We start from the raw sequence: 24,271 nt of genomic DNA on the forward strand, positions 1-24,271 counted from the left end.
CCGAAAGCGGAAGCACCATCCTAGGGACAAATGATTTAAAAAATGAAGAAAACCTTGGCAGTTTTCTTCATTTTCTCATCAATCTATTGGGCCTTATGATGCAGTTACTTCTTCAATAATAGCAATGACCATCTCCGCAAGTTTATTTAACTCTTCAATTGGCATTCTTTCACTTTTAGTATGTATCTCTTCATAGCCGACAGCTAGGTTGACAGTTGGAATACCAAACCCAGCGATCACGTTCGCATCACTGCCGCCGCCGCTTCTTTGTAACTCACAGCTGCGTCCAATTTTTCCTGCAGCCTTTTTGGCGATCTCAACAACATGATCTCCTTCACCAAACTTGAAACCAGGGTACATGACTTCAACGTTAACTTCTGCTCTCCCGCCCATATCATTTGCAACAGATTCAAAAGCTTCCTTCATTTTACGAACTTGCTCTTCCATTTTTTCTGGAACAAGTGATCTAGCCTCAGCAAGTATCTCAACAGTATCACAAACAATATTCGTCGGACCAACACCTTGAAATGCACCGATATTAGCAGTTGTTTCTTCATCAATTCGTCCTAATGGCATTTTTGCAACGGCCTTTGCAGCCATTGTAATAGCGGAGATTCCTTTTTCCGGCGCTACACCTGCATGTGCTGTTTTTCCGTGAATGGTTGCCTTTACTTTTGCCTGAGTAGGTGCTGCTACAATGATGTTCCCTACTTTTCCATCACTATCAAGCGCGTAGCCAAATTTTGCCGTGATTAATGATGAATCTAGGACTTTTGCTCCAACTAAACCTGACTCTTCGCCGACTGTAATAATAAATTGAATAGTCCCATGAGGGATATTCTGTTCTTTTAACACAGTGACCACTTCAAGCATGACCGCTAAGCCCGCTTTATCATCAGCACCTAAGATGGTCGTCCCGTCTGTGACAACATATCCGTCTTTGATTGATGGCTTAATCCCTTTACCAGGTACCACCGTATCCATATGGGATGTGAAATAAATCGTATCCACGCCTTCTTTTGTTCCTGGCAACGTACAAATTAAATTTCCTGCACCATGTCCCGTTTGTGAAGTCGTATCGTCCTCAAACACTTCTACCCCAAGATCTTGAAACTTTTTCTTTAACACTTTCGCAATTTCAGTTTCATATTTCGTTTCAGAATCAATTTGAACAAGCTCTAAAAATTCATTTAATAATCGGTCTTGATTGATCATTCTATACCCTCCTTCACAGTATTCTTTCTTAACTAGTATATCTTTAATAGAACCAGTAGAGCAAACAAAAGCAAACTAAAGAAGAGGCCCGGTAATAAGGACCTCTCTTCAGTATACTATCCTACAATGGAATATTTCCGTGTTTTTTGTGTGGACGTGATTCCTGTTTGTTACGAAGCATTTCTAATGATTGAATAATTTTTATTCTTGTTTCCCTTGGATCGATAACATCGTCAACCATTCCCATGCTGGCAGCTACATAAGGATTTGCGAATTTCTCGCGATATTCCTCAATCTTTTGCGCCCTTGTTTCCTCAGGGTTCTCGCTATTATCAATTTCCCTTGCAAAAATGATGTTAGCTGCACCTTGAGGCCCCATTACAGCAATCTCTGCATTTGGCCACGCATAGACTAGATCTGCACCAATTGATTTACTGTTCAATGCCACATAGGCACCGCCATAAGCTTTTCTCAAAATGATCGTTAGCTTTGGAACAGTCGCTTCAGAATACGCATACAAAATTTTTGCTCCATGACGGATGATTCCGCCATGCTCCTGTTTTACACCAGGGAAGAACCCTGTAACATCTTCAAAGGTGATGATTGGGATGTTAAAAGAGTCGCAGAATCGAATAAATCTTGCTGCCTTATCTGAAGAATCAATATCAAGACCCCCAGCCATAAACTTTGGCTGATTGCAGACTAATCCTACTACTTCCCCTTTTACTCTTGCTAGACCTACAACGATATTTTTAGCAAAATCTTTATGAACTTCTAAAAATGATCCCTGATCCACCACTTGGTCAATAACAACTCTTACGTCATATGGACGAATAGCATCAAATGGAATGACATCCGTTAAATCCGGACGGTAATCATCTTCTTCGTCTTGATCCTGCATTGGCGGCTTTTCTTCGCTATTTTGCGGCAGGTAGCTTAATAATTCTCTCACCTGCTGAATCACTTCTTCTTCAGTTTCGGCGCGGAAATGCGCGTTACCGCTGATCGAGTTGTGAACCTTTGCTCCGCCAAGATCTTCTGGGGAAATCTTTTCACCCGTTACCGTTTCAATAACTTTCGGACCTGTGATAAACATTTGACTTGTTTTTTCTACCATGAACACAAAGTCTGTGATGGCTGGTGAATAAACAGCTCCGCCGGCACATGGTCCCATGATAACGGAAATTTGCGGAATAACTCCAGAATAAATGGAATTACGATAGAAAATCTGTCCGTATCCATCTAAAGAAACAACGCCCTCTTGAATTCTCGCACCACCAGAGTCATTCAAGCCTACAAATGGAGCACCATTTTTTGCCGCTAAGTCCATTACATTAGCAATCTTAAAGGCATGCATCTCACCAAGCGCACCGCCAAAAACGGTAAAGTCCTGTGAAAAAAGGTAGATCGGTTTTCCATTTACCTTTCCATATCCTGTTACTACTCCGTCTCCAGGCCCTTTTTGATTCTCCAGCCCAAAATCACGGGAACGATGCTCAATAAAAGGATTTAATTCAACAAAAGTACCAGGATCGACTAATAAATCAATTCTTTCTCTTGCTGTTAATTTTCCCTTTTCATGCTGTTTTTCGATCCTGTCATCTCCGCCCCCTAGTTCTACTTCTCTTCTGCGATCATAAAGCTCATTAATTTTTTCATAGATGTCCATTCTTTACTCTCCCTTTTCTTTTTTCTCACATAATTCAACTAATACACTTCCAGTAGACTTCGGGTGCATGAAAGCAACCTCGGCACCAGCAGCACCGATTCTAGCTTCATCATCTATCATTCTGATGCCTTTTGTTTTTATTTCATTGATTCGCTCTTGAATATCGTCTACCGCTAAGGCCATATGATGGATGCCTTCTCCGCGCTTTTCTATAAATTTCGCAATCGTACTTTCTTCAGTAGTAGGTTCTAGTAATTCTATTTTTGTCTCCCCTGCTTTTAAAAAAGCGACTTTAACTTTTTGGCTTTCAACCACTTCTGTTCCTAGATACTTTAAATTTAATACCTCTGTATAAAAAGGTAATGTTTCTTCTAGTGATTTAACTGCAATCCCAATATGATCTACTTTTTTGATCATGATTGTCCCCCTTACCGCGTGTTGAAATTTTTTATCATCTTTTAATATTCGATAAAATTGTCGAAATTCCTTCCAAAATCGAACGGTTGTTGATTTTTCCTGAACCTAGTAAAATAAGAGAGAGTTGTTTGAAATAGGAGGTAAAAATAGATGAATAATAAAAAGGCTAGGAAAATAATCGTTTATTTAATGATTTTTGCTATGTTGGCTTCCACTCTGTTAATTGGACTTTCAATGTTCATTTAATCCTGATATCATCCTCTATGTCATATCCCAACATTAAAAAACCTGAATATTTCTATTCAGGTTTTTTCTGTGGATTTAATTGCACCATATTGCTTGCCCAGACTCTCAAAATCCTTGGGTGAGGAGGTCACCAAAATCCTTGTTCCAATGGGGATTTTTTCAAATAATGATTCAACTGCATCATTTTGCATTCTTATACAGCCTTGTGAAATATATTTGCCAATTGAGGACGGGTTGTTTGTACCATGGAGTCCATAAATTCTCCCGTCTGTTCCATCAGCATTAAATCCAATCCATCTTGTGCCTAGTGGGTTTTCCGGGTCTCCTCCAGGTATATCCTTCTTTCGGTAATAGGGATTCTTTGCTTTGACCGTAATCGTAAATAAACCTTCAGGGGTTAAATGATATTCCTTGCCAGTCGCAACTTTTACAACTGTCTCAACTTGGTTATCATGGATGAAAGCCAGTTCATTCGTTGTTTTATTCACAATAAGCAATGGGTCACCGGGCAGCGGGTTCTGACCTAGGGGCCATACTGGTGATAAAGAAAAAAGCAGCATAAATGCTGAAATGAGCTTGACCATTTAGAATCGAACCACCTTGTTTTCAACTAGTTTAATTCTGCTCTGCCCTTTTTATACTGCTTCTGTTCTTTTTTCAGGTTCTTAAAAGATTTTTTTAATACCAAGTATAATTCAATTTCCTTTGTTAACTGTAATAGTGAAGCACGAACTTCAAATTCCTCCCTTGTCTTCGGAAGCGGCATGCTTTCAAAGACTTGTCTCATTTCCAACAAGCTGTCAAGAAAGTTTATTGGCACTTCACCTGGACTTACATAGTCAGACAGCTCTTCAATAAAAATCGCAATCATTTTACTTTGGATTACTGTCACAGGCAAAGATGCGACAAGTTGTAAAACACGTTCAATGACTTCAAACTGCTTCTCTCTCATTTTAAAATAATGATAGTGAAGGTTTTCATTTCGCAGAAAGTGGTTTTCCACGTCACGGAATGCTAAGGTCTTTGCTTCTTCAATTAACTTTGCTGTTTCAGTAAGCTCTTTTCCATCCCAACTATTATCACTTGTTCTCAAGTAAATCACGATTTCATTTAGTATTCTCCTAAAGTTATCCTCAATTTGCTGCTGATAGGTCAGCAGTCTGTTTTCAAGGCTTGGCATGTATAAATTCATGATCAGAGCCACGCCGACTCCAATAAAGATAATGCCTAATTCGTTCCACAAAAGCTCAAGGCTGAACTTTCCAGCAGAATAAATATGTAAAATAATAACAGTACTTGAAACGATCCCCTCCTGTGCTTTTACCATCACGGCTGAGGGTATAAAAAAGATCAGCAGCAATCCGATGATGATCGGATGATAAGTTAGTCCTTCAAAAAATAGAACAGAAAATACTATTCCAATGAGGCATGCAAGAATTCGATCCCAAGAAGCCCTGATTGATTTCTTTTTTGTAACTTTTATACAAAGAATCGTCAAAATACCTGCAGAAACGTAATTGTCTAAACCAGCATACAGAGCCAGTAAAATAGCGATTGTTGTTCCCAATGCTGTCTTTACGGTACGATAACCGATTGTAAACTTTTTCATGTCATCACCTAAGTTACTTTCATTAAGTAATAAAAACAAAAAGATGATCAGAAGGCGATCATCTCTTTTAAGAATATACTTTATATTTATTTTTTAGCAAGTATCTTTGACTGGCAAATTTCTTATTGTTTAAACTTCATCACAATATTGATCAAATGCCTGCTGTAGTTTTTGAACAACAGCCATTGGTTCATGACCTTCAATATCATGTCTTTCAATCATTGTACAAATCTTTCCATCTTTTAAAAGCGCAAATGATGGTGAGGATGGCGGATATCCTGTGAAATATGAACGCGCTTTTTCTGTTGCCTCTTTATCTTGACCAGCAAACACCGTCACTAGCTGATTAGGCAGTTTATCATAATGTAGTGAATGAGCAGCTGCAGGCCGAGCAATTCCTCCCGCACAACCGCAAACAGAATTCACCATTACTAGTGTGGTACCCTTTTGATTTATTGCTTCATCTACTTCTTCTTGCGTTGTTAACTCTTTATATCCAGCAGCCACAATCTCTCGGCGAGCTTGGCGGACAACATCATTCATGAATAAATTAAAATCCATGCTCATCTTTAAATCGCTCCCTTTATATAAGTCTAAGTACATAATATCAATAGTTGAACATGGTTTTCAAATTAAATTAACTGAAAGGTTTAATATTGTTCCAGCCGGGTATAGAAGTAACATAGCAAGTTTCTATCCCGTATTACTCCTTTTATCTCTCTATCGTCAATTTTGACGATAGCTTTTTTTTCTCCAAAAAAGAGCTCCCTTTTTATGGGAGCTCCGTTTGTTTTGATTGATAGTATTGCTGAAAGAGAAGTTCAACAGCGGATGTTACCGTTCTCCCTCCAGCAATTACTTCATTCTCATATTTTGGCAGTTGTTCCTTGACAACAGGATGATGGAAAAAGTTAACTTGCAGCTGGTCGATAATCATGGACGTCATCCATTCTTTTGTTTGCCTTCTTCTTCTCTCATCGAATATTCCAGTACCTTTCGTACCTTCTTCAAAGGATTTAATAACTTCCCACACATGGTCAATTCCCTCTAGAGTTAGAGCTGAACATGTATAAGCTTTTGTTTGCCATCCTTTTGTAGCTGGTTGAAGGAAATGAAGAATCCGATTATATTCTGCCTTTGTCTTTTCTGCGTTTCTCTTATTTTCTCCATCCGCTTTATTAACAAAGACCCCGTCTGCTAGCTCCATAATGCCCTTTTTCATCCCCTGCAGCTCGTCGCCAGCTCCTGTTAAAACAAGAAGCATGAAGAAATCAACCATATCCCTGACAATAACTTCACTTTGACCAACACCGACTGTTTCAATGAGAATAACATCGAATCCGGCCGCTTCACATAGAAGCATCGTTTCTCTCGTTTTCCGATGAACTCCGCCCAACTTACCTCCAGAAGGAGAAGGACGAATAAAGGCACGAGGATTTCTAGAAAGCTGCTCCATTCTTGTCTTATCACCCAGTATGCTGCCCCCACTTAAAGAGGAACTTGGATCAACGGCAAGAACAGCGACTTTTAAGCCTTGTTCACAAAGGTATGTACCAAACGCCTCAATAAATGAACTTTTCCCTGCACCTGGAACACCGGTAATTCCAATTCGAATGGATTTACCAGAATGCGGGAGCAGCTTTTGGAGCAGCTCCTGCGCTTTTCTGAAATGCTGTTCTGCATTGCTTTCAATTAAGGTAATCGATCGAGCTAAAATGGATCGATCACCTTGAAGAACACCTGTATACAATTCGTCAATCGAAGGTCCTGAACCAGCCTTCTTTTGAAACCGCACTTTATTCTTATCAAATGTTTGATCAGATTGAAGCTCAACCCCTTTACGAACTAAGGTCGAAAAGTTCTCCAGTTGACTTGGATCGGTCCATTCTGGTCTTTTATCCTTTGTCATTTTAATCAGCTACTTCCACATAACCAAGACGTTCATAAATGGAACGAACAACCTTTTGCGCCGCCACAGGAATAACGGTTCCCGGACCAAAAATGGCTGCAGCTCCTTTGTCATATAAATACTGATAATCCTGAGCAGGGATAACACCGCCAGCAACAACCAGGATATCTTCACGGCCAAGCTTCTTTAATTCCTCTATTAATTGAGGAAGCAGCGTTTTATGGCCGGCTGCTAATGAACTCATACCGATCACATGAACATCATTTTCAACAGCCTGAAGAGCCGTTTCTTCTGGAGTTTGGAACAATGGGCCGATATCTACATCAAATCCTAAGTCAGCAAAGGCAGTTGCTATGACCTTCGCCCCGCGGTCATGTCCATCCTGACCCATTTTGGCAATTAAGATCCTTGGACGACGGCCTTCATTTTCTAAGAATTCGTCGGTCATCTTCTTTACTTCTGCGATTTCTTCTTCATTGGAGAATGCAGTGCTATATACTCCGCTAATTGAACGGATGACAGCTTTATGGCGATTCGCTACTTTTTCAATTGCAGCGGAGATTTCACCTAGAGTGGCTCTTACCCTAGCAGCATTAACAGCAAGCTGGAGCAGGTTTCCTTCTCCTGTTTCGGCAGCCTTTGTAATCGCTTCAAGGGTTTCTTTAACTTTGTCCTCATCACGGTTGGCCTTTAATTCCTGAAGCTTCTCAATCTGGCGCAGGCGGACAGCGGTGTTGTCGATATCCAGAATATCGATTGGATCTTCTTTATCAAGTCGATATTTATTCACACCGATAATCGTTTCTTTTCCAGAATCAATTTGAGCCTGGCGTTTTGCAGCTGCCTCTTCAATCCGCATCTTTGGAAGACCAGTTTCAATAGCCTTTGCCATACCGCCCAGGTTCTCGATTTCTTCAATATGCTCCCATGCACGTTGTACTAGCTGATCTGTAAGAGCTTCTACATAGTAAGAACCAGCCCATGGGTCGATCACATTCGTTATCCCTGATTCTTCTTGTAAATATAATTGTGTGTTACGTGCAATTCGTGCAGAGAAATCAGTCGGGAGGGCAATCGCTTCATCCAATGCATTTGTATGAAGAGATTGTGTGTGTCCCATTGCCGCTGCATGTGCTTCAATCAATGTTCTTACAACGTTATTGAACGGATCCTGCTCTGTTAAACTCCAGCCGGATGTTTGCGAGTGCGTTCTGAGCGCCATTGATTTTTCATTTTTCGGATCAAAAGTCTTCATCATTTTTGCCCAAATGAGGCGTGCTGCACGCATTTTGGCAACTTCCATAAAATAATTCATTCCGATTGCCCAGAAGAAAGATAATCTTGGCGCAAAAGAATCAATATTAATACCAGCTTTTAAACCTGTTCGAACATATTCCAAACCGTCCGCTAATGTATAAGCTAATTCAATATCTGCTGGCGCTCCAGCTTCCTGCATATGATAACCAGATATACTGATGCTATTGAATTTTGGCATATATTTGGACGTATATTCAAAAATGTCGGCAATAATTTTCATTGACATTTCTGGCGGATAAATATATGTATTACGAACCATATATTCCTTTAAAATATCATTTTGAATCGTGCCTGAAAGCTTTTCTTGTGAAACACCCTGCTCTTCAGCTGTTACGATATAAAATGCCATTACTGGAAGGACAGCACCATTCATTGTCATCGAAACGGACATTTGATCAAGCGGGATGCCATCAAATAATGTTTTCATGTCTAGAACTGAATCAATGGCAACTCCAGCCTTTCCGACATCCCCAACCACCCTTGGGTGATCAGAGTCATAACCGCGGTGTGTCGCTAAATCAAATGCGACAGATAACCCTTTCTGCCCCATTGCTAAATTTCTGCGATAGAAGGCATTACTCTCTTCTGCCGTTGAGAAACCAGCATATTGGCGAACTGTCCATGGACGATTTACATACATGGTTGGGTACGGACCTCTCGTAAAAGGAGGAAGACCGGGTAGGTGGCCTAATTGCTCCAAATCCTTCCTGTCCTCTTCTGTATACAAAGGTTTTACTTGTATTTGTTCATTTGTTTCAAAAAGTAGATCATCAATGTTTTGAGTTACTTCTTCTGCTGCTTTTTGTTTCCAATCTTCTTCAGATCTTGTTTTTTCAGAAAATAGAGAGATGTTTTTAAAATTCGGCTTATTCATCTGCTCCCACCTCCATTGCATTTAGTAGAGAAGATAGGATTTCATAACAATTACTGCGTACATGGATAAAGTCTTCTACTCCATTGTTACGCCAATCCTCCTGCTCATCTTTAGCCGGCAACCCAGCCAAATAAAGATGAATATTCGGATACTTCTCTTTTATTTGCCCAACAAATTTGGGTCCTGCCTCTTGATATTGATCGTTAGAACCGCAAATAAAGAAATGCTTTAGTCCACTTTCACTTATAAATGCTGATGCATCATCAAAAGAATGAATCTCTTTGCTTAAAACAGACTCAACCCCGCCAGGAGTTAAAAATCCTGTCATAAAGTCAGTACGAGCTTTATGGTCTTTAAGACTGCCTAAAGTTAGCAGACCGACAGAAGGTGTTTTCCCGCTTTCTTTTAGTGCATTCGCTTGAGTTCTCAACGCCTCATAAGACTCGGAAAGTCTCGTACTGCGAATAGGTTTAATCGCCCATGTTTTTTCATTCTTCTGTTCTGCTTGTTTTAAAGAAACGTTAAGAGGCTCGTCTGCTGGATTAGCATATTTGTTCGTTCCTACAACAGTTTGTTTTCTTGTATTGACAGCTTCTGCTCGCTGAACTCTTATTTCTTCAATTTGCTCCTGAATATAGCCTTGTTTTAAAGCTTGAATGAACCCGCCCTTTTCTTCAATGTCTAGGAAGAGGTTCCAGCTCTGTTCAGTAAGTTCATCTGTTAATTTTTCAACATACCAGGAACCGCCAGCAGGATCGGCTGTTTTCGTTAAATGTGCTTCTTCTTTTAAAATCAGCTGTGTATTTCGTGCAATTCTATTTGAAAACGCTGAAGCCTGCCCTTCTGGCTCATTAAAAGGACTAACATGCAAATATTGAACGCCGCCAAGAACAGCAGCAAAGGCTTCATTCCCAGCACGAAGCATATTCACATATGGATCATAGACGGTTTTTGTGAAACTTGATGTTACCGCCGAAATGACCATTCCTTGATTTGTCACATCTGCTCCATACGCTTCCGTAATTTTAGACCATAGTATTCTTGCAGCTCTTAATTTTGCAACTTCCATAAAAAAGTTTGCACCTACTGCGAACTGAAAAACTAGTTTTGAAAGGATCGTTTCAAGCGATAGACCTCTTTCTAGCAGCTCCTCGATATGCGTGACTCCTGTACTAATGGCAATGGCCAATTCTTGAACTGCATTAGCTCCGCCATTATGGTAAGGAATGGTATTCACTAGAATTGTCTTAATTTCTGGTAGAGTTTGACTAGCTTTTTCTACACAGCGAGATAATTCATTATAGTCTTCTTCAATGCTATCATTTTCAGATCCATTTTCTATGAGCACTGCAATCGGGTCATTCCCTATATAACCGGACCCTTCATTAGCCGCCGAAAACTGTGATAATTGGTCTAAAATGTCTGCTTGAAGTTTTTTAGCATTTAAGCTATACGGATATTTAGCATGCAGTTCCTCAAGAGCAGCAATCTCCGAGACTACCGACTCTTTCACCTCGAATGAAATAGCTGTTTGTCCCTTTTCAAGTGAAGTTAGCAGCGACTGCTTTAATTCTTCTCCAGATTGCGCTGATAGCGTTTGGCTGACTCTCCAGTCATTTCCAATGTATCCAAGCGCATTAAGACCTCTTCTAAAATCTTGCTGTCCAGGGTATTGTGATAAATTTACGAGCTGTTGATCCTCTTTGGAGTAAAGCGGTTTCAACTTGATCTTCTCATAGGTATCATTAGCTAGCGTGCTGACTGGTTTTCCTTTAAGTGATTCTTCAGCTTTCTTCTCCCAATCCTGATTAGTTAATACAGGAAATGTGGTATTTAACATCTCGTTCATACTCATTGCGCAGCTGCTGTTTATGAAAAAAAACAGCATTCCTCCCTTCCTTATAGTAAATAAGGTGAATTATATTAAAATTCAAAATTCTTTATGTACCATCTTTATTTTAATATACGATTAATAATCTAGCAATGAGAGAAACAAACAATATTAGAAAAACACGATGATTTACCGCCGCTAATGACTAACAGATATCTTTTCTTACACTTCAATCCTTTTGAGAAGCTAAACTTTTTTTAAGTATAAAAAAACCGCTGCCTTCGCAACGGAATTCATATATTTTCCCTTATTGATTTTTCAACTTGATATTTACTAATAGATTGATGTATTTTCTTTCGATGTCGACTCGAGGATCTCTTTTAGACGCTGTAGAAAACGTCCGCATACGAGGCCGTCTAAAATACGATGATCGAGGGATAAGCAAAGGTTTACCATATCACGAACGGCAATCATTCCATTATTCATCACAACAGGACGCTTCACAATAGATTCAACCTGCAAAATAGCAGCTTGTGGATAATTAATGATGCCCATTGATTGAACAGAACCGAACGCACCTGTGTTATTAACCGTAAAGGTGCCTCCTTGCATATCTTCTGACCTTAATGTACCATTGCGAGTTTTGGCAGCCAGTTCAGATATTTCCCGTGCTATTCCTTTTATCGTTTTTTCATCCGCCATCTTAATGACCGGAACAAATAAAGCCTCTTCCGTTGCGACGGCTATGGATAGATTAATGTCTTTTTTCTGTATAATTTTGTCGCCCGCCCAAATAGAATTTAATTGAGGAAACTCTTTCAGTGCCTGTGCGACTGCTTTTACAAAAAAGGCAAAGAATGTAAGGTTAAACCCTTCTTTAGTCTTAAACTCTTCCTTTAGAGAGTTCCGGTACTCCACCAATTCAGTAACGTCTACCTCCACCATAGTCCATGCATGTGGAATTTCCTGCTTACTTCTAAGCATATTTCCTGCTATGGCTTTTCGTATACCTGTAACAGGGATTTCGATATCACCTGCAACAACCGAAACTTGAGGTGCTGTTGGTCTTGGTTTTTCAGCGCCAATTCCTTCATTCTTAACCGTTTCCTTTTGTTCCCTTACTACTCTTTCGTTTGCAGCATGCTCTTTAGGAATATCGCCACTCTCAATTATACTCAGCAAATCTTTCCTCGTGATTCTGCCGCCGGCGCCCGTGCCATTTACTTGTTTCAGGTCAATTCCATGCTCTTGGGACAGCTTTAAAACCGCAGGAGAATACCTGGTTTTATTGGATTGATTTTGATCTTCACTTTTTTCATTTGTTGGTGTTTTCTTTTCCTGAGAGATCTGCTCTGGATCACGGTCAGAGAGTTCCGCCCCGCTCTCCTCTGCTTCAATGCTGCAAATAATTTCTCCAACCTCAAGTGTATCGCCTTCTTCAGCAATTAATTCCTTTATGATGCCCGTAAAAGAAGAAGGAATCTCCGCATTTACCTTATCTGTCATTACTTCCGCAAGAGGGTCATATTTATTTACCTTATCACCCGGTTTGACAAGCCATTTACTGATCGTTCCCTCTGTTACACTTTCACCTAACTGAGGCATTGTTATTTGCTGTATGGACATCTTATCCCTCCTTTTTCCTATCCGCTTAGACTAGAACAATTCCTCTATTCCTCAAAATTCGGCCAATTCTCTCATTGCCTGTTCAACCTTTTCAGGATTGACCATAAAAAACTTTTCCATCGTCGGCGCATACGGCATCGCTGGTATATCTGGACCTGCTAACCTCTGAATTGGAGCATCTAATTCAAACAAACAATGTTCAGCAATGATTGCTGAAACTTCACTCATAATGCTCCCTTCTTTGTTATCCTCCGTGATAAGCAGTACTTTCCCCGTTTTGGCAGCTGCCTCTATAATTGCTTCCTTATCTAATGGATAGACCGTTCTTAAATCCAAAATATGTGCAGAAATTCCATCAGCCGCTAATTTTTCAGCAGCTTGCAGGGCAAAATGTACACAAAGGCCATAAGTAATGACCGTGATATCTTCTCCTTTTCTCTTTACATCGGCCTTGCCAATAGGCAGCACATAGTCATCATTAGGGACTTCTCCTTTTATCAATCGATATGCGCGTTTATGCTCGAAAAACAAGACCGGGTCGTCATCTCGAATCGCCGCTTTCAAAAGCCCCTTCACGTCATAAGGAGTGGAAGGCATGACAATCTTCAAACCTGGCTGATTGGCAAATACAGCCTCAACAGATTGGGAATGATATAGTGCACCGTGAACTCCCCCTCCATATGGGGCCCGAATCACGATTGGACAATTCCAATCATTATTGGAACGATAGCGAATCCTAGCTGCTTCTGAAATAATTTGGTTTACGGCCGGCATGATAAAATCAGCAAACTGCATTTCTGCTATTGGACGCATACCGTATAACGCAGCCCCAATTCCAACACCCGCGATGGCAGATTCTGCAAGAGGCGTATCAATAACTCTTTGTTCTCCGAATTGCTCATATAAACCTTGAGTCGCTTTAAAGACCCCTCCTTTTCTTCCCACATCCTCTCCAAGAACAAATACTTTTGAATCTCTTTCCATTTCTTCACGAATTGCCATTGTTACGGCATCGATATAAGAAATTACAGCCATTGTTCTTCCCCCTTACTGTTCAGCATAAACATGCTTCATCGCATATTCTGGTGGAGCATATGGAGCATTTTCCGCATACTCTGTCGCTTCATTTACAATATTCATCACTTCATCATTAATTTCTTTTTCCAATTTATCATCCATAATGCCCGCTTCTTTCAAGTAAGCGCCAAATGTAATGATTGGATCCTTCGTTTTTGCTTCCGCCACTTCATCTGGCGCACGGTAACTGCGATCATCATCATCTGATGAGTGGGGGGTTAGTCGGTAGGAAACGGTTTCGATTAGAGTAGGACCCTCACCACGGCGGCCTCGGTCTGCTGCTTCTTTCACGGCTTTGTATACCTCTAGCGGGTCATTCCCGTCTACCGTTACCCCAGGCATCCCATATCCGATTGCTCGATCTGATACACGTTCACATGATAATTGTTTTTCAATCGGTACAGAAATAGCATATTTGTTATTTTCACACATAAAAATAACGGGGAGCTTATGAACTCCAGCAAAGTTTGCTCCTTCGTGGAAATCACCCTGATTGGATGATCCTTCTCCAAATGTCACGAAGGTAACTAAATCTTTCCCTTCCATCTTCCCAGCTAATGCAATCCCTACCGCATGGGGGACTTGAGTCGTAACTGGGGATGACCCTGTAACAATCCGATTCTTCTTTTGTCCAAAATGTCCCGGCATTTGACGGCCGCCCGAACTTGGGTCTTCGGACTTAGCGAAAGCGGAAAGCATTAAATCCTTTGCTGTCATGCCGAAGGTTAAAACAACCCCAACATCTCGGTAATAGGGAAGAACGTAATCTTGTTCACGATTTAACGCAAACGAAGCACCAACCTGTGCTGCCTCTTGCCCTTGACAAGAAATGACAAACGGGATTTTTCCCGAACGGTTTAGAAGCCACATCCGTTCATCAATACGACGGGCCAGCAACATCGTTTTATACATTTCTAATATCTGTTCATCATTTAAACCTAATGCAGAATGACGGTTTTCAGCCATTTTTTTCACTCCCGTAATCAAATATAGGCTCTCTTAGAGGATACTCTTCTTAACTTCCATGTAGTGCCTTCCCATCTACAGCCAACGCCGCTTCGCCAATGGCCTCTGATAAAGTTGGGTGCGGGTGTATTGATTGTGTGATTTCCCATGGTGTTGCATCTAATACCCGAGCTAACCCTGCCTCAGAAATAAGATCCGTGACATGAGGGCCAATCATATGAACTCCTAAAATATCATCATTTTCCTCATTTGCAATTACTTTCACAAACCCGTCCGCATCGCCAGCTACTAACGCCTTGCCAATTGCACGGAAAGCAAATTTTCCTGCCTTCACACGATAACCCATATTCTTTGCTTCTTCCTCCGTATAGCCGATACTAGCTATCTCGGGCCTGCTATAGATACATCTTGGTACTAAACTATAATCGATTGGAACTGGGTTTTCACCAGCGATATGTTCCACTGCACGGATGCCTTCATGTGAAGCGGCATGTGCTAATTGAGGGCCGCCAATACAATCACCAATTGCGTAAATATGAGATTCCTTTGTTTGATAGTATTCATTTGTGACGATGACACCTTTTTCAACCACGATATCCGTATTTTCCAGGCCAATTCCCTCAACATTGGCATTCCGGCCAACCGAAACAAGAATTTTTTCAGCTTGAAATTCCTTAAGCTCCCCCTTTACATCTGCAGAAACCTTGACACCTTCCGCAGCTTTATCCAGTGTTTCCGGCAGTACTTTCGCATTCGTTACCACTTTTATTTTTCTCTTTTTGAACAGTCTCAGTAATTCCTTCGAAACTTCATGGTCTTCTGTAGGTACCAGCCGATCTGCAAATTCTAAGACTGTTACGTCCGTTCCAAAGTCCGCCAGCATCGATGCCCATTCCACTCCTATAACGCCTCCGCCAATGATGACGATTGATTTAGGAACTTCATTCATCTGTAATGCTTCATCTGATGTCAAGACCGTTTCACCATCGATATTTAAGTTTGCTAAGGTGCGAGGGCGCGATCCGGTTGCAAGTATAACGTTCTTTGGGATGAGCATTTCATTTTCATCCCCGTTATTCATCTCAACTGAAATCGTTCCTGGCATCGGAGAAAATATGGACGGTCCAAGTATTCGTCCGATTCCTTCATAAACATCGATTTTCCCCTGCTTCATTAAATGCTGTACCCCTTTATAAAGTTGATCGATGATTTTATTTTTTCTTTCTTGCACCTTTGGAAAATTTAAAGTCACATTGGAAGTTTCTATCCCAAACTCATTGCTGCGTTTCGTCAATGCAAAAACTTCCGCGCTTCTTAAAAGGGCCTTGCTCGGAATGCAGCCTTTATGCAAGCAGGTTCCCCCAAGCTTTGCTTTTTCAACTATGGCTGTTTTCAAGCCCAGTTGCGATGCGCGTATGGCAGCTACATAACCGCCTGTGCCGCCTCCAAGAATAACTAAATCGTACTCCTTTGCCATGTTTGATCCCCTCCTTTTTCCATTACTTGCACGAAATCACTCGGATATGTCTTTTCTAATTCTTCTCCTCTCAAAACCCTTATTGCACCTTCTGCTAGTGCTTGAAGCTCATTTTCACCAGGCTGTACGATTACATCTGCGATCCAATTGATCCTATCACTAATTTGCTCAACGAGTTCCTTTCCATGAGCTAGACCGCCCGTTAAGATGATGCCATCGACTCTTCCTGCAAGAACCGCACTGGCAGCACCAATTTCCTTCGCAACCTGATAAGCCATTGCAGAATAGACTAACCGAGCGTTTTCGTCTCCATTCGCAATCATATTTTCCACAGCAATCGCATCATTTGTTCCCAAATAACTAACAAGCCCTCCCCGTCCTACAAGCTGCTTGATGATCTCTTCTCGAAAAAATTCACCAGAATAGCAGAGGGAAATTAAATCTCCTGCCGGGACTGTACCAGCCCTTTCAGGACTAAAGGGTCCTTCTCCATTCAATCCGTTATTAACGTCTACTACTTTTCCTTTTCGGTGAGCACCGACTGTAATGCCCCCGCCCATATGTGAAACAATTAAATTTAACTCTTCATATTTTTTTCCAAGTTGTTTTGCCACCCGCTTAGCTGCCGCCTTCTGGTTTAAAGCATGAAAAATACTTTTTCTTTGAATTAAAGAGGAACCTGAAATTCGCGCAATCGAGTCCATCTCATCTACTACAACCGGATCAACTATATATGCAGGGATGTTTAACCCATCTGCAATTTCATAGGCAATAATCCCCCCTAAATTCGATGCATGCTCTCCTCCATATCCCGATCGTAAGTCAGCCAGCATTTCAGGATTCACCCGATAGGTTCCTCCTTCAATCGGTCTTAATAGACCACCACGCCCGCAAACAGCATCAAGCTTGGATAGATTAAATCCCTCATTATCAAGTGACTCTAAGATAATTTGTTTACGGTAATGGTATTGATCTATTATATGGGCAAATTCAGCAAGGGTTTCAAAATTATGCCGGATTGTTTTCTCTAATACAGGGAGATCATTATCATAAATCGCTATTTTGGTTGAAGTCGAGCCTGGATTAATGACAAGAATTCGATAATTTGTTTCCTGCAATGTGTATAACCCTCCCATTACTAGATGCTTCCAGCTACTGTGTCTAACGCCATTCATTTAAGTTTATTTCAGTAAAATAACTAAATTTATATAAACTATTAGGAATAGGTACTAAACCCTCCTATAGACTAATTGATCCTTTTATAAAAATCCATGCACGATTATCATTAAAGGAATATGATAAATGTCATATTTTGCAGGCATTGTAAGGTTAGACATGCCCTATCCAAACTATCTTCGACTTAAGATATGGTGGCCATTTTGCAAAAATTGACTGCGAGATCGACGCATTTTTTCAATTCGTTCCTCTGCCATCCGATCCGCCGCTTTATAGGTTGGAATTTTATCTCTTTTCGCTATTTCAATCACTTTTGAAATATTATCATAAATTCCTTCAACCCTTTTCATAGCCCGTTCACGATTATACCCATACAGCTCGTCAGCAACATTGATGACACCCCCGGCGTTTATCACATAATCAGGTGCATATACGATTCCCAATTCATGAATCATATCTCCATGACGTTGATCTTTCAGCTGGTTATTAGCAGCACCTGCAATCACCTTTGCTTTTATTTGCTTGATACTTTCATCATTGATGACAGCACCTAAAGCGCAGGGCGCAAAAATATCACATGAAGAGCTATATATTTCATGAGGCTCTACCGCCTTTGCTCCAAACTGCTCTACAGCTTTCGCAACAGCCTTTTTATTAATATCCGTAACAATTAATTTCGCGCCTTCTTCATGCAGATGTTTGCACAAATTATAAGCAACATTTCCAACCCCTTGAACAGCAATGACTTTGCCTTCAAGTGAGTCTGAACCAAAAGCATCCTTTGCAGCTGCTTTCATCCCGCGGTAAACTCCATATGCGGTAACAGGAGAGGGATTTCCTGAAGAACCAAAAGCAGGGGAAATACCTGTTACATAATCTGTTTCTTCATGAATAATATCCATATCTGCAACTGTTGTTCCAACATCCTCAGCCGTAATATATCGTCCATTTAAACCTTGAATATATCGCCCAAAAGCGCGGAACATTTCCTCATTTTTGTCCTTGGACGGATCGCCGATCAAGACAGTCTTTCCTCCACCGAGATTTAAACCTGCCGCCGCATTCTTATACGTCATCCCTCTCGCAAGCCTCAGAGCATCCTCTATCGCAGCTTCCTCAGAATCATATGTCCACATTCTCGTCCCGCCCAATGCAGGACCTAATGTCGTATCATGGATCGCTATAATCCCTTTTAATCCAGATTCCTTATCCTGGCAAAAAATCAATTGTTCATAATCATATTTTTTCATGTAATCGAAGATTTGCATTCAGACTCTCTCCTAATTTGATGATATTTATTGTTGCGCTGTGCAAATAGCAAGCCCAAGTGAATATAATTTACTTTCTGCACTATCTGACCGTGAAGTTAACACAATTGGTGCACGCGCCCCAGCAATCATTCCACCCACCTTTGACTGCGCAAAGTAAATCAACGATTTATACAAGACATTTCCTACTTCTATGGAGGGCATTAACAAAATATCAGCTTTACCGGCAACCATGCTTTTTATTCCCTTTTGCTCTGCAGCAATTGAGGAAATCGCATTATCGAGCGCCAGCGGTCCGTCCACTACACAGTTCTTAATTTGTCCCCTATTATTCATTTGAGATAAAAGTGCCGCATCGATAGTAGCCGCCATCGCCGGGTTTATAACCTCTACCGCTGCAATAGGTGCTACTAAAGGCTGTTCAATCCCAATAGACCTAGCCACCTCAACAGCATTGGTAATAATTTCGACCTTATCTTCCAGGCTTGGGGCGATATGCATTCCAGCATCTGTCAGAATAATAAACCGGTCATATTCAGGGATTTCAAAAACTGCTACATGAGAAAGGGTCCTTCTATCCTTCCTTAGGCCGTACTCTTTATTTAAAACAGCTTTTAATATCATCGCTGTAGGAATATGACCTTTCATTAAAATCGTTGCTTCATTCCTGCTTACGGCCCCAACAGCTAGTTCTGCTGCGATTTCTTTTTCAGGTGCATGAACAACCTTTACACTGTCGTTGTTCATAAGTTTAGGAAATAAATCATGTATGATTTCAAAGATTTTTTCTTGATCACCAAATAACTGAAACTTAGCTAAGTTATGTTCCAATGCTAGCGAGACCGTCTCGAGTATATCTTTCTCGTCTGCTGCTGCAATAGCTATCGTTTGCTTGTTATAATGTGCCGCCCTATTAACTAGTGAATGTAATAACATCTATCTCACTCCTATGCAGTTGCAGCTACATCCTCTGTATTTTGTTATGCAAGAACCATGCCACAGCGGAAACTCCTTTGAAAGCGCTTTAATTAATGAACACACTGTGCAATATTCTTCATACTATGAAGAATATTGCGTGCCATCATTTTCAATATTATGCTTTTCAAGCTTGTAATATAGATTTCTTACTGACAAGCCTAATGATTTTGCAGTTGCTGTCTTATTTCCATTCTTTTTTACTAATGTTTCCACGATAATCATTCTTTCATACTGTTCAAGAAGTTTATTTAAGCTTTCTCCTTCCTTCCATTTACTTATGCCTCCCATTACAATTGGTTCATCAGGTTCCATCATTAAATCTGGGAGATGAACAACGTCTATTTCATTTTCATGAAAGTTCATAAAAATCATCGCTCTTCCCAATACATTTTCTAATTCACGTACATTACCAGGCCAGTTGTATTCCATGAGTTTCTGTATGGCAGCAGCACTAACTCCTTCAACATTCCGTCCATAATCTTGGTTAATTTTGTGAATCAGTCTTTCCGATAAAACTGGTATGTCTTCCTTCCTGTTCCGAAGCGGTGGAATATGAATAGGCATTCTATTCAGCCGATAATACAAATCCTCCCTGAAGCTCCCAGTTACAATGCCTTTTTCTAGATTAACATTTGTAGCCGCAATCACTCGAACATTGATTGAGATTGGTTTTGTTCCACCCACTCTTGTTATTTCATGTTCTTGCAGCACCCTCAATAGTTTCGCTTGTGTATTGGGTGTTAATTCACCAATCTCATCTAAAAAGATACTGCCATTGTTTGCTTCTTCAAATAAACCTCTTTTTCCCCCGCGTTTTGCTCCTGAGAACGCTCCTTCTTCATAGCCAAAAAGCTCACTTTCCAATAAGTTCTCAGAAATCGCTGCACAATTTACTCTAATAAATTTGTTATATTTGCGATCGCTAGCGTTATGAATGGCATGAGCAAAGAGCTCCTTGCCTGTTCCTGACTCCCCTCTCAACAAAACTGTTGCCGGCGTTTTCGCTCCTAATTTTGCTTGTTCTATTGAAAGCTTCATTTCTTCTGATTGTCCAATAATATCGTCAAAAGTATACTTCGCTTCTAAATTTCGAATTATTTGTCTTGCTCTGCTTAGCTCTCGATTTAGACTTTTTATTTCGGACATATCATGGATAACTCCTACACTTCCCTTAAGCTTTCCATTTACAATCACAGGTGCAACATTCACAATTACTTCTTTTTTATTTGGCCCGACTCGCATCGCGACGCCCCGTACAGCTCTTCTCGTTTTAAGCACTTGCATATGCATACTGTCTCCTTCAGAGATATCCGCTGTTGCTGGCTGGCCAATTACATCCTCCTCAGTTAATCCCGTCAACCTCGTGTAGGCTGGATTAATAATAATTCCCTTCCCTGACTCATCCACTACCGAAATTGCATCATCACTTGATTGAATAACGGCTTGAAGCATCGTTTGAATTTCTTTTAAGTTCGTTATTTCTTCTGCCAGCCTGACGACCTCTGTTATATCTTTAAAAACAGCAAACGCACCAATTATTGTGTTATTTTCATCTATAATTGGAATGCGTGTCGTAATGATTTTGAATCCATTGGGCAAAATTTGCTCCTGGTTCGCTTCGGGCCTCCTAGTTTCGAGTACTCTTGTAAGCTGGCTAGTTGGAATGACTTCTAGGACATGCTTTCGAAGCACTTCTTCCTTTTTAATCCCAATCATCTTAGCAGCACTGGAATTCAGCAAAATAATATGACCTATCTCATCGATGACAATCATCCCATCATCAGTCGAATTAAAGATAAGGTCAAATTTGTTTGTTTCATTTTGAAATTTTGATATTAACTCTTCTTTTTCCCTCATCAAACTCGCTACTAAATAAGCAACACTCCCAGGGATTATGACCGTATCCTTTCCCCTTGCTTGGCGAATTTCTTTAAATACATCCTCTTGTCCTGTCACTTCAATAACAATGTCAATGTCATCATTTAAGTAGGCTTGCCAATCCGTTCCTGTAATAATTCCATATTGTTTAGCGAGAAAAATTCCGGGGGCTTCTTTGTTAATATCGATAACAACCTTAACATCTAGAACATCACTTTCTTTTAAGATTTTTAGAATGGCTGTACCACCTTTTCCAGCACCCACGATCATCACTGTCTCCATATGATAGGTCCTCCTTTCTATGTTCACGAAAACTTTTTCAACCTCTGCAATTTTTTTCATACATATAAAATATAGTAACCTTCTTGGTACGCCATGACAAATTTACAGAATAGATTAACTTTTCTCTATGAATAATTAGACAAACACTTCTACAATTGTCATGATATAATTTAACTAAGATCCAAAAAGAGAGGATTTCAATCATGATACGAATAGTTGCGCTACTGATATTAGTGATTCCGGGAGTATTTGCAGCTTATGGCATAAAACTAATGAGGGATATGGCATTTGGAATTACCAATGCTCCATTTACAACCTCTTTATTATGGCTTCAATTTCTTATTGGCCTGATTTTGTTTTTAGCTGGACTAGCTTTCATCGCTGGGTTCATTTTTTACCGGGATCGAAAGAAAAATAAAGTTCAGGCCCGTTTCCGCGTGGACAATAATGAAAAATAAAATGCTTGGAAGGATAACCCTCCAAGCATTTTATTTTTTTACCTGTTTCTTTACTCTCAGTGCTCTTACTGGATCATCCGTGATAAAAGCTGTACAGCCTACATCAAGTAATCTTTTCATATCAGATTCTTTATTGACCGTGTACGGACGAACTGCTATTCCATTTTCCATAGCTGAGACAATTAACTCATTGGAAGCTGCAAGATGCTTCGGATGAATGGCCTTTGCTCGGATGGATTGCGCATACACCCAAGGCATATAAAGCCCCTCTGCAAGGAGAGGAGCCGTTTCAATTTCAGGTGCAATGCGATAGCAGTAAACAATGCTATAATGGTTAAAGGATGAGATAACGACTCTGTTAGACATCTCATATTCCCTAATTAAACTAATTACTTTTTCCTCCATACCCTCATAAGGAATAATGCCATTTTTTAATTCGATATTACAGATGAGTTGATTTGACTTCATCCATTCTAATACTTCCCTCAGCGAAGGAATCAGTTCTTTTTTAAAAAGCATTTTATGTTGGTAACTTGCATCTAGCTTTCGTATCTCTTTAAAGGTAAAATCTTTAACATAGCCTGATCCATTAGTTGTACGGTCAACCTTCTCATCATGAATTACGACGACTTCACCGTCTTTCGTCAGCTGAACATCAAGCTCAATCCCATCACAGCCAGTCTTTTCTGCCTCTTTGAAGGCCTTCATCGTGTTTTCCGGATAAGAAGCAGAATAGCCTCGATGGGCAAATATCATTGTCAACACGACCACATCCTTTTTAAAAATGAACGGGGGAACCAACTTGAAACCATTACAAATTTCCGCTGAAACGGCCATAAAATTAGCCGAAAAACTTAAAGTTCCGATCGAACAAATCATGCATATGCCACAGCATATACTTATTCAGAAACTAGCGCAATTAGAAAAAGAAAATAAGAGTGAAGAATAAGGACATTAATCCATTTTGTTCCGAATTCCAATAAAATCCAAAAAGGCGCCCTAGGCGCCTTTTAAATATCCGTTGACTTCTAACTCTTTCAAGAAGCTTTATGCTCTAAACGAAGTTTATCCGCAACCATGGCGATAAACTCAGAGTTCGTTGGTTTTGCTTTGGACATCGATACAGTATAACCAAATAAAGATGAAATCGAATCGATGTTGCCGCGGCTCCATGCAACTTCAATAGCATGACGAATCGCCCGTTCAACACGGCTTGCAGTTGTGTTGTATTTTTTCGCGATATCAGGATAAAGAACTTTTGTGATCGAGCCGAGCAGTTCAATATCGTTGTAAACCATGGAAATCGCCTCTCGTAAATATAGGTAACCTTTTATATGAGCAGGAACACCGATTTCATGAATAATACTTGTTATACTCGCATCAAGATTCTTCGGTTTCGATTCTGACTGTTGACGGTTCACCGAAGATGTAAGTGGAGAAGATTTTCTAAGTACTGAATTCGTTTGTCCGCTTACTTGGCGTATATGGTTGCCTAAGTTTTCTAAGTCGAACGGTTTTAAAATAAAGTAAGATGCGCCTAATTCTACAGCTTTTTTAGTAACATCCTCCTGTCCAAATGCGGTTAACATGATAACGTTTGGAAAAGAATTTTTCTTTATGTCACGAACTCTTTCTAGGACAGCCAGCCCATCTAAATGCGGCATAATAATATCTAAAACAAGAACATCTGGATCTGTGCTTTCTAATAAATTCAGGCATTCTTGACCATTATGTGCTACTCCAACAACTTCCATATCCTCTTGAGCTGATATATAATCCTCTAAAAGGCCAACAAGTTCTCGATTGTCATCCACAATGCAAACTTTTATCTTTTTCACTAATTATTTCCTCCTCGGTCCGATTTCTCGTGTCTCTTTGTCAATATATATATTTATTCTAATAATGATTTCGACATCTCCACAGAAAATCCTTTTCTTTTTTTAGTTTTTGTTAAAAAACGTATAAAAGCTTATTAATTCTTTCGTTTTCTTTCATTTT

Annotated in this window: 22 protein-coding genes; 3 read left to right on the top strand and 19 right to left on the bottom strand. The window is 40.2% G+C overall.

All coding sequences use genetic code 11. The features are described from left to right. Positions 1 to 93 precede the first annotated feature (93 nt). The 3 genes from CZ487_RS19225 to mce all read right to left on the bottom strand — a co-directional run bounded on the left by CZ487_RS19225 (position 94) and on the right by mce (position 3,301). Complete coding sequence (locus CZ487_RS19225; protein WP_077213903.1) at positions 94 to 1,215, bottom strand: tripeptidase T; 1,122 nt, start codon at positions 1,213 to 1,215, stop codon at positions 94 to 96. 121 nt (positions 1,216 to 1,336) lie between these two features. Further along, the gene (locus CZ487_RS19230; protein ID WP_077213904.1) at positions 1,337 to 2,884 is read right to left on the bottom strand and encodes an acyl-CoA carboxylase subunit beta; all 1,548 of its coding nucleotides are present in this window, start codon (positions 2,882 to 2,884) and stop codon (positions 1,337 to 1,339) included. Between the two features lie 3 nt (positions 2,885 to 2,887). Beyond that, positions 2,888 to 3,301 (bottom strand): methylmalonyl-CoA epimerase, encoded by a 414-nt coding sequence (mce, locus tag CZ487_RS19235; protein WP_077213905.1) that lies wholly within the window; start codon positions 3,299 to 3,301, stop codon positions 2,888 to 2,890. 150 nt (positions 3,302 to 3,451) lie between these two features. On the opposite strand from mce, the gene prli42 reads away from it, so the two are divergent. Next, the gene (gene prli42, locus CZ487_RS26775) at positions 3,452 to 3,547 is read left to right on the top strand and encodes a stressosome-associated protein Prli42 (protein ID WP_154676053.1); all 96 of its coding nucleotides are present in this window, start codon (positions 3,452 to 3,454) and stop codon (positions 3,545 to 3,547) included. 56 nt (positions 3,548 to 3,603) lie between these two features. On the opposite strand, the gene CZ487_RS19240 is transcribed toward prli42, so the two are convergent. The 14 genes from CZ487_RS19240 to CZ487_RS19305 all read right to left on the bottom strand — a co-directional run bounded on the left by CZ487_RS19240 (position 3,604) and on the right by CZ487_RS19305 (position 21,815). Further along, positions 3,604 to 4,131, bottom strand: coding sequence for a L,D-transpeptidase (locus CZ487_RS19240; RefSeq protein WP_077213906.1), 528 nt, complete (start codon positions 4,129 to 4,131; stop codon positions 3,604 to 3,606). A 26-nt stretch (positions 4,132 to 4,157) separates the two neighbouring features. Then, positions 4,158 to 5,156, bottom strand: coding sequence for an aromatic acid exporter family protein (locus tag CZ487_RS19245; RefSeq protein WP_077213907.1), 999 nt, complete (start codon positions 5,154 to 5,156; stop codon positions 4,158 to 4,160). A gap of 129 nt (positions 5,157 to 5,285) precedes the next feature. After that, positions 5,286 to 5,723, bottom strand: a complete 438-nt coding sequence (locus CZ487_RS19250) for a BrxA/BrxB family bacilliredoxin (RefSeq protein ID WP_077213908.1) — start codon at positions 5,721 to 5,723, stop codon at positions 5,286 to 5,288. 205 nt (positions 5,724 to 5,928) lie between these two features. Next, a complete protein-coding gene (gene meaB, locus CZ487_RS19255; protein WP_077213909.1) occupies positions 5,929 to 7,065 on the bottom strand; it encodes a methylmalonyl Co-A mutase-associated GTPase MeaB in 1,137 nt (378 codons plus the stop codon). A gap of 1 nt (position 7,066) precedes the next feature. Continuing rightward, positions 7,067 to 9,256 carry a methylmalonyl-CoA mutase gene (gene scpA / locus CZ487_RS19260; protein ID WP_077213910.1) on the bottom strand — a complete coding sequence of 730 codons (2,190 nt, stop codon included), beginning with the start codon at positions 9,254 to 9,256 and terminating at the stop codon, positions 7,067 to 7,069. Continuing rightward, positions 9,249 to 11,111: a methylmalonyl-CoA mutase subunit beta gene (locus CZ487_RS19265; protein WP_077215391.1), complete on the bottom strand. Its 1,863-nt coding sequence runs from the start codon at positions 11,109 to 11,111 to the stop codon at positions 9,249 to 9,251. The genes scpA and CZ487_RS19265 overlap by 8 nt, the downstream gene beginning before the upstream one ends. 309 nt (positions 11,112 to 11,420) lie before the next feature. After that, positions 11,421 to 12,713 carry a dihydrolipoamide acetyltransferase family protein gene (locus CZ487_RS19270; protein ID WP_077213911.1) on the bottom strand — a complete coding sequence of 431 codons (1,293 nt, stop codon included), beginning with the start codon at positions 12,711 to 12,713 and terminating at the stop codon, positions 11,421 to 11,423. A 51-nt stretch (positions 12,714 to 12,764) separates the two neighbouring features. Then, positions 12,765 to 13,748: an alpha-ketoacid dehydrogenase subunit beta gene (locus tag CZ487_RS19275; protein ID WP_077213912.1), complete on the bottom strand. Its 984-nt coding sequence runs from the start codon at positions 13,746 to 13,748 to the stop codon at positions 12,765 to 12,767. Positions 13,749 to 13,760: 12 nt separating this feature from the next. Beyond that, positions 13,761 to 14,756, bottom strand: coding sequence for a thiamine pyrophosphate-dependent dehydrogenase E1 component subunit alpha (locus CZ487_RS19280; protein WP_084783335.1), 996 nt, complete (start codon positions 14,754 to 14,756; stop codon positions 13,761 to 13,763). Between the two features lie 49 nt (positions 14,757 to 14,805). Beyond that, complete coding sequence (gene lpdA, locus CZ487_RS19285; protein ID WP_077213913.1) at positions 14,806 to 16,233, bottom strand: dihydrolipoyl dehydrogenase; 1,428 nt, start codon at positions 16,231 to 16,233, stop codon at positions 14,806 to 14,808. After that, the gene (buk, locus tag CZ487_RS19290) at positions 16,212 to 17,369 is read right to left on the bottom strand and encodes a butyrate kinase (protein ID WP_419865730.1); all 1,158 of its coding nucleotides are present in this window, start codon (positions 17,367 to 17,369) and stop codon (positions 16,212 to 16,214) included. The genes lpdA and buk overlap by 22 nt, the downstream gene beginning before the upstream one ends. 213 nt (positions 17,370 to 17,582) lie before the next feature. Further along, on the bottom strand, positions 17,583 to 18,677 hold the full coding sequence (gene bcd, locus CZ487_RS19295; RefSeq protein ID WP_077213915.1) for a branched-chain amino acid dehydrogenase: 1,095 nt from the start codon (positions 18,675 to 18,677) through the stop codon (positions 17,583 to 17,585). A gap of 27 nt (positions 18,678 to 18,704) precedes the next feature. Further along, positions 18,705 to 19,613: a phosphate butyryltransferase gene (gene yqiS, locus CZ487_RS19300; RefSeq protein WP_077213916.1), complete on the bottom strand. Its 909-nt coding sequence runs from the start codon at positions 19,611 to 19,613 to the stop codon at positions 18,705 to 18,707. 123 nt (positions 19,614 to 19,736) lie between these two features. Beyond that, positions 19,737 to 21,815 (bottom strand): sigma 54-interacting transcriptional regulator, encoded by a 2,079-nt coding sequence (locus CZ487_RS19305; RefSeq protein WP_077213917.1) that lies wholly within the window; start codon positions 21,813 to 21,815, stop codon positions 19,737 to 19,739. A 203-nt stretch (positions 21,816 to 22,018) separates the two neighbouring features. On the opposite strand from CZ487_RS19305, the gene CZ487_RS19310 reads away from it, so the two are divergent. Continuing rightward, a complete protein-coding gene (locus CZ487_RS19310) occupies positions 22,019 to 22,273 on the top strand; it encodes a DUF2627 domain-containing protein (protein WP_077213918.1) in 255 nt (84 codons plus the stop codon). 30 nt (positions 22,274 to 22,303) lie between these two features. Here the strand turns inward: CZ487_RS19310 and CZ487_RS19315 are convergent, their stop codons facing one another. Continuing rightward, a complete protein-coding gene (locus CZ487_RS19315; protein WP_077213919.1) occupies positions 22,304 to 23,035 on the bottom strand; it encodes a glycerophosphodiester phosphodiesterase in 732 nt (243 codons plus the stop codon). A gap of 40 nt (positions 23,036 to 23,075) precedes the next feature. Here CZ487_RS19315 and CZ487_RS19320 point away from each other — a divergent pair, with 40 nt between their 5' ends. After that, the gene (locus CZ487_RS19320; RefSeq protein ID WP_077213920.1) at positions 23,076 to 23,222 is read left to right on the top strand and encodes a YycC family protein; all 147 of its coding nucleotides are present in this window, start codon (positions 23,076 to 23,078) and stop codon (positions 23,220 to 23,222) included. An 88-nt stretch (positions 23,223 to 23,310) separates the two neighbouring features. Here the strand turns inward: CZ487_RS19320 and spo0A are convergent, their stop codons facing one another. Beyond that, positions 23,311 to 24,111 carry a sporulation transcription factor Spo0A gene (gene spo0A, locus CZ487_RS19325; protein WP_077213921.1) on the bottom strand — a complete coding sequence of 267 codons (801 nt, stop codon included), beginning with the start codon at positions 24,109 to 24,111 and terminating at the stop codon, positions 23,311 to 23,313. Positions 24,112 to 24,271: the final 160 nt, after the last annotated feature.

The organism is Robertmurraya dakarensis (genome assembly GCF_900156875.1).
Taxonomy (GTDB): Bacteria; Bacillota; Bacilli; order Bacillales; family Cytobacillaceae; genus Robertmurraya; species Robertmurraya dakarensis.

Excerpts from the sequence above, each read along its gene's own strand:
- CZ487_RS19225 (WP_077213903.1), bottom strand. The coding sequence starts at position 1,215 with ATGATCAATCAAGACCGATTATTAAATGAATTTTTAGAGCTTGTTCAA.
- meaB (WP_077213909.1), bottom strand. The coding sequence starts at position 7,065 with ATGACAAAGGATAAAAGACCAGAATGGACCGATCCAAGTCAACTGGAG.
- lpdA (WP_077213913.1), bottom strand. The coding sequence starts at position 16,233 with ATGGCAAAGGAGTACGATTTAGTTATTCTTGGAGGCGGCACAGGCGGT.
- CZ487_RS19250 (WP_077213908.1), bottom strand. The coding sequence starts at position 5,723 with ATGAGCATGGATTTTAATTTATTCATGAATGATGTTGTCCGCCAAGCT.
- CZ487_RS19270 (WP_077213911.1), bottom strand. The coding sequence starts at position 12,713 with ATGTCCATACAGCAAATAACAATGCCTCAGTTAGGTGAAAGTGTAACA.
- CZ487_RS19305 (WP_077213917.1), bottom strand. The coding sequence starts at position 21,815 with ATGGAGACAGTGATGATCGTGGGTGCTGGAAAAGGTGGTACAGCCATT.
- CZ487_RS19265 (WP_077215391.1), bottom strand. The coding sequence starts at position 11,111 with ATGAGTATGAACGAGATGTTAAATACCACATTTCCTGTATTAACTAAT.
- prli42 (WP_154676053.1), top strand. The coding sequence starts at position 3,452 with ATGAATAATAAAAAGGCTAGGAAAATAATCGTTTATTTAATGATTTTT.
- scpA (WP_077213910.1), bottom strand. The coding sequence starts at position 9,256 with ATGAATAAGCCGAATTTTAAAAACATCTCTCTATTTTCTGAAAAAACA.
- CZ487_RS19310 (WP_077213918.1), top strand. The coding sequence starts at position 22,019 with ATGATACGAATAGTTGCGCTACTGATATTAGTGATTCCGGGAGTATTT.
- bcd (WP_077213915.1), bottom strand. The coding sequence starts at position 18,677 with ATGCAAATCTTCGATTACATGAAAAAATATGATTATGAACAATTGATT.
- CZ487_RS19230 (WP_077213904.1), bottom strand. The coding sequence starts at position 2,884 with ATGGACATCTATGAAAAAATTAATGAGCTTTATGATCGCAGAAGAGAA.
- CZ487_RS19275 (WP_077213912.1), bottom strand. The coding sequence starts at position 13,748 with ATGGCTGTAATTTCTTATATCGATGCCGTAACAATGGCAATTCGTGAA.
- mce (WP_077213905.1), bottom strand. The coding sequence starts at position 3,301 with ATGATCAAAAAAGTAGATCATATTGGGATTGCAGTTAAATCACTAGAA.
- yqiS (WP_077213916.1), bottom strand. The coding sequence starts at position 19,613 with ATGTTATTACATTCACTAGTTAATAGGGCGGCACATTATAACAAGCAA.
- CZ487_RS19240 (WP_077213906.1), bottom strand. The coding sequence starts at position 4,131 with ATGGTCAAGCTCATTTCAGCATTTATGCTGCTTTTTTCTTTATCACCA.
- buk (WP_419865730.1), bottom strand. The coding sequence starts at position 17,369 with ATGGGAGGGTTATACACATTGCAGGAAACAAATTATCGAATTCTTGTC.
- CZ487_RS19280 (WP_084783335.1), bottom strand. The coding sequence starts at position 14,756 with ATGGCTGAAAACCGTCATTCTGCATTAGGTTTAAATGATGAACAGATA.
- CZ487_RS19245 (WP_077213907.1), bottom strand. The coding sequence starts at position 5,156 with ATGAAAAAGTTTACAATCGGTTATCGTACCGTAAAGACAGCATTGGGA.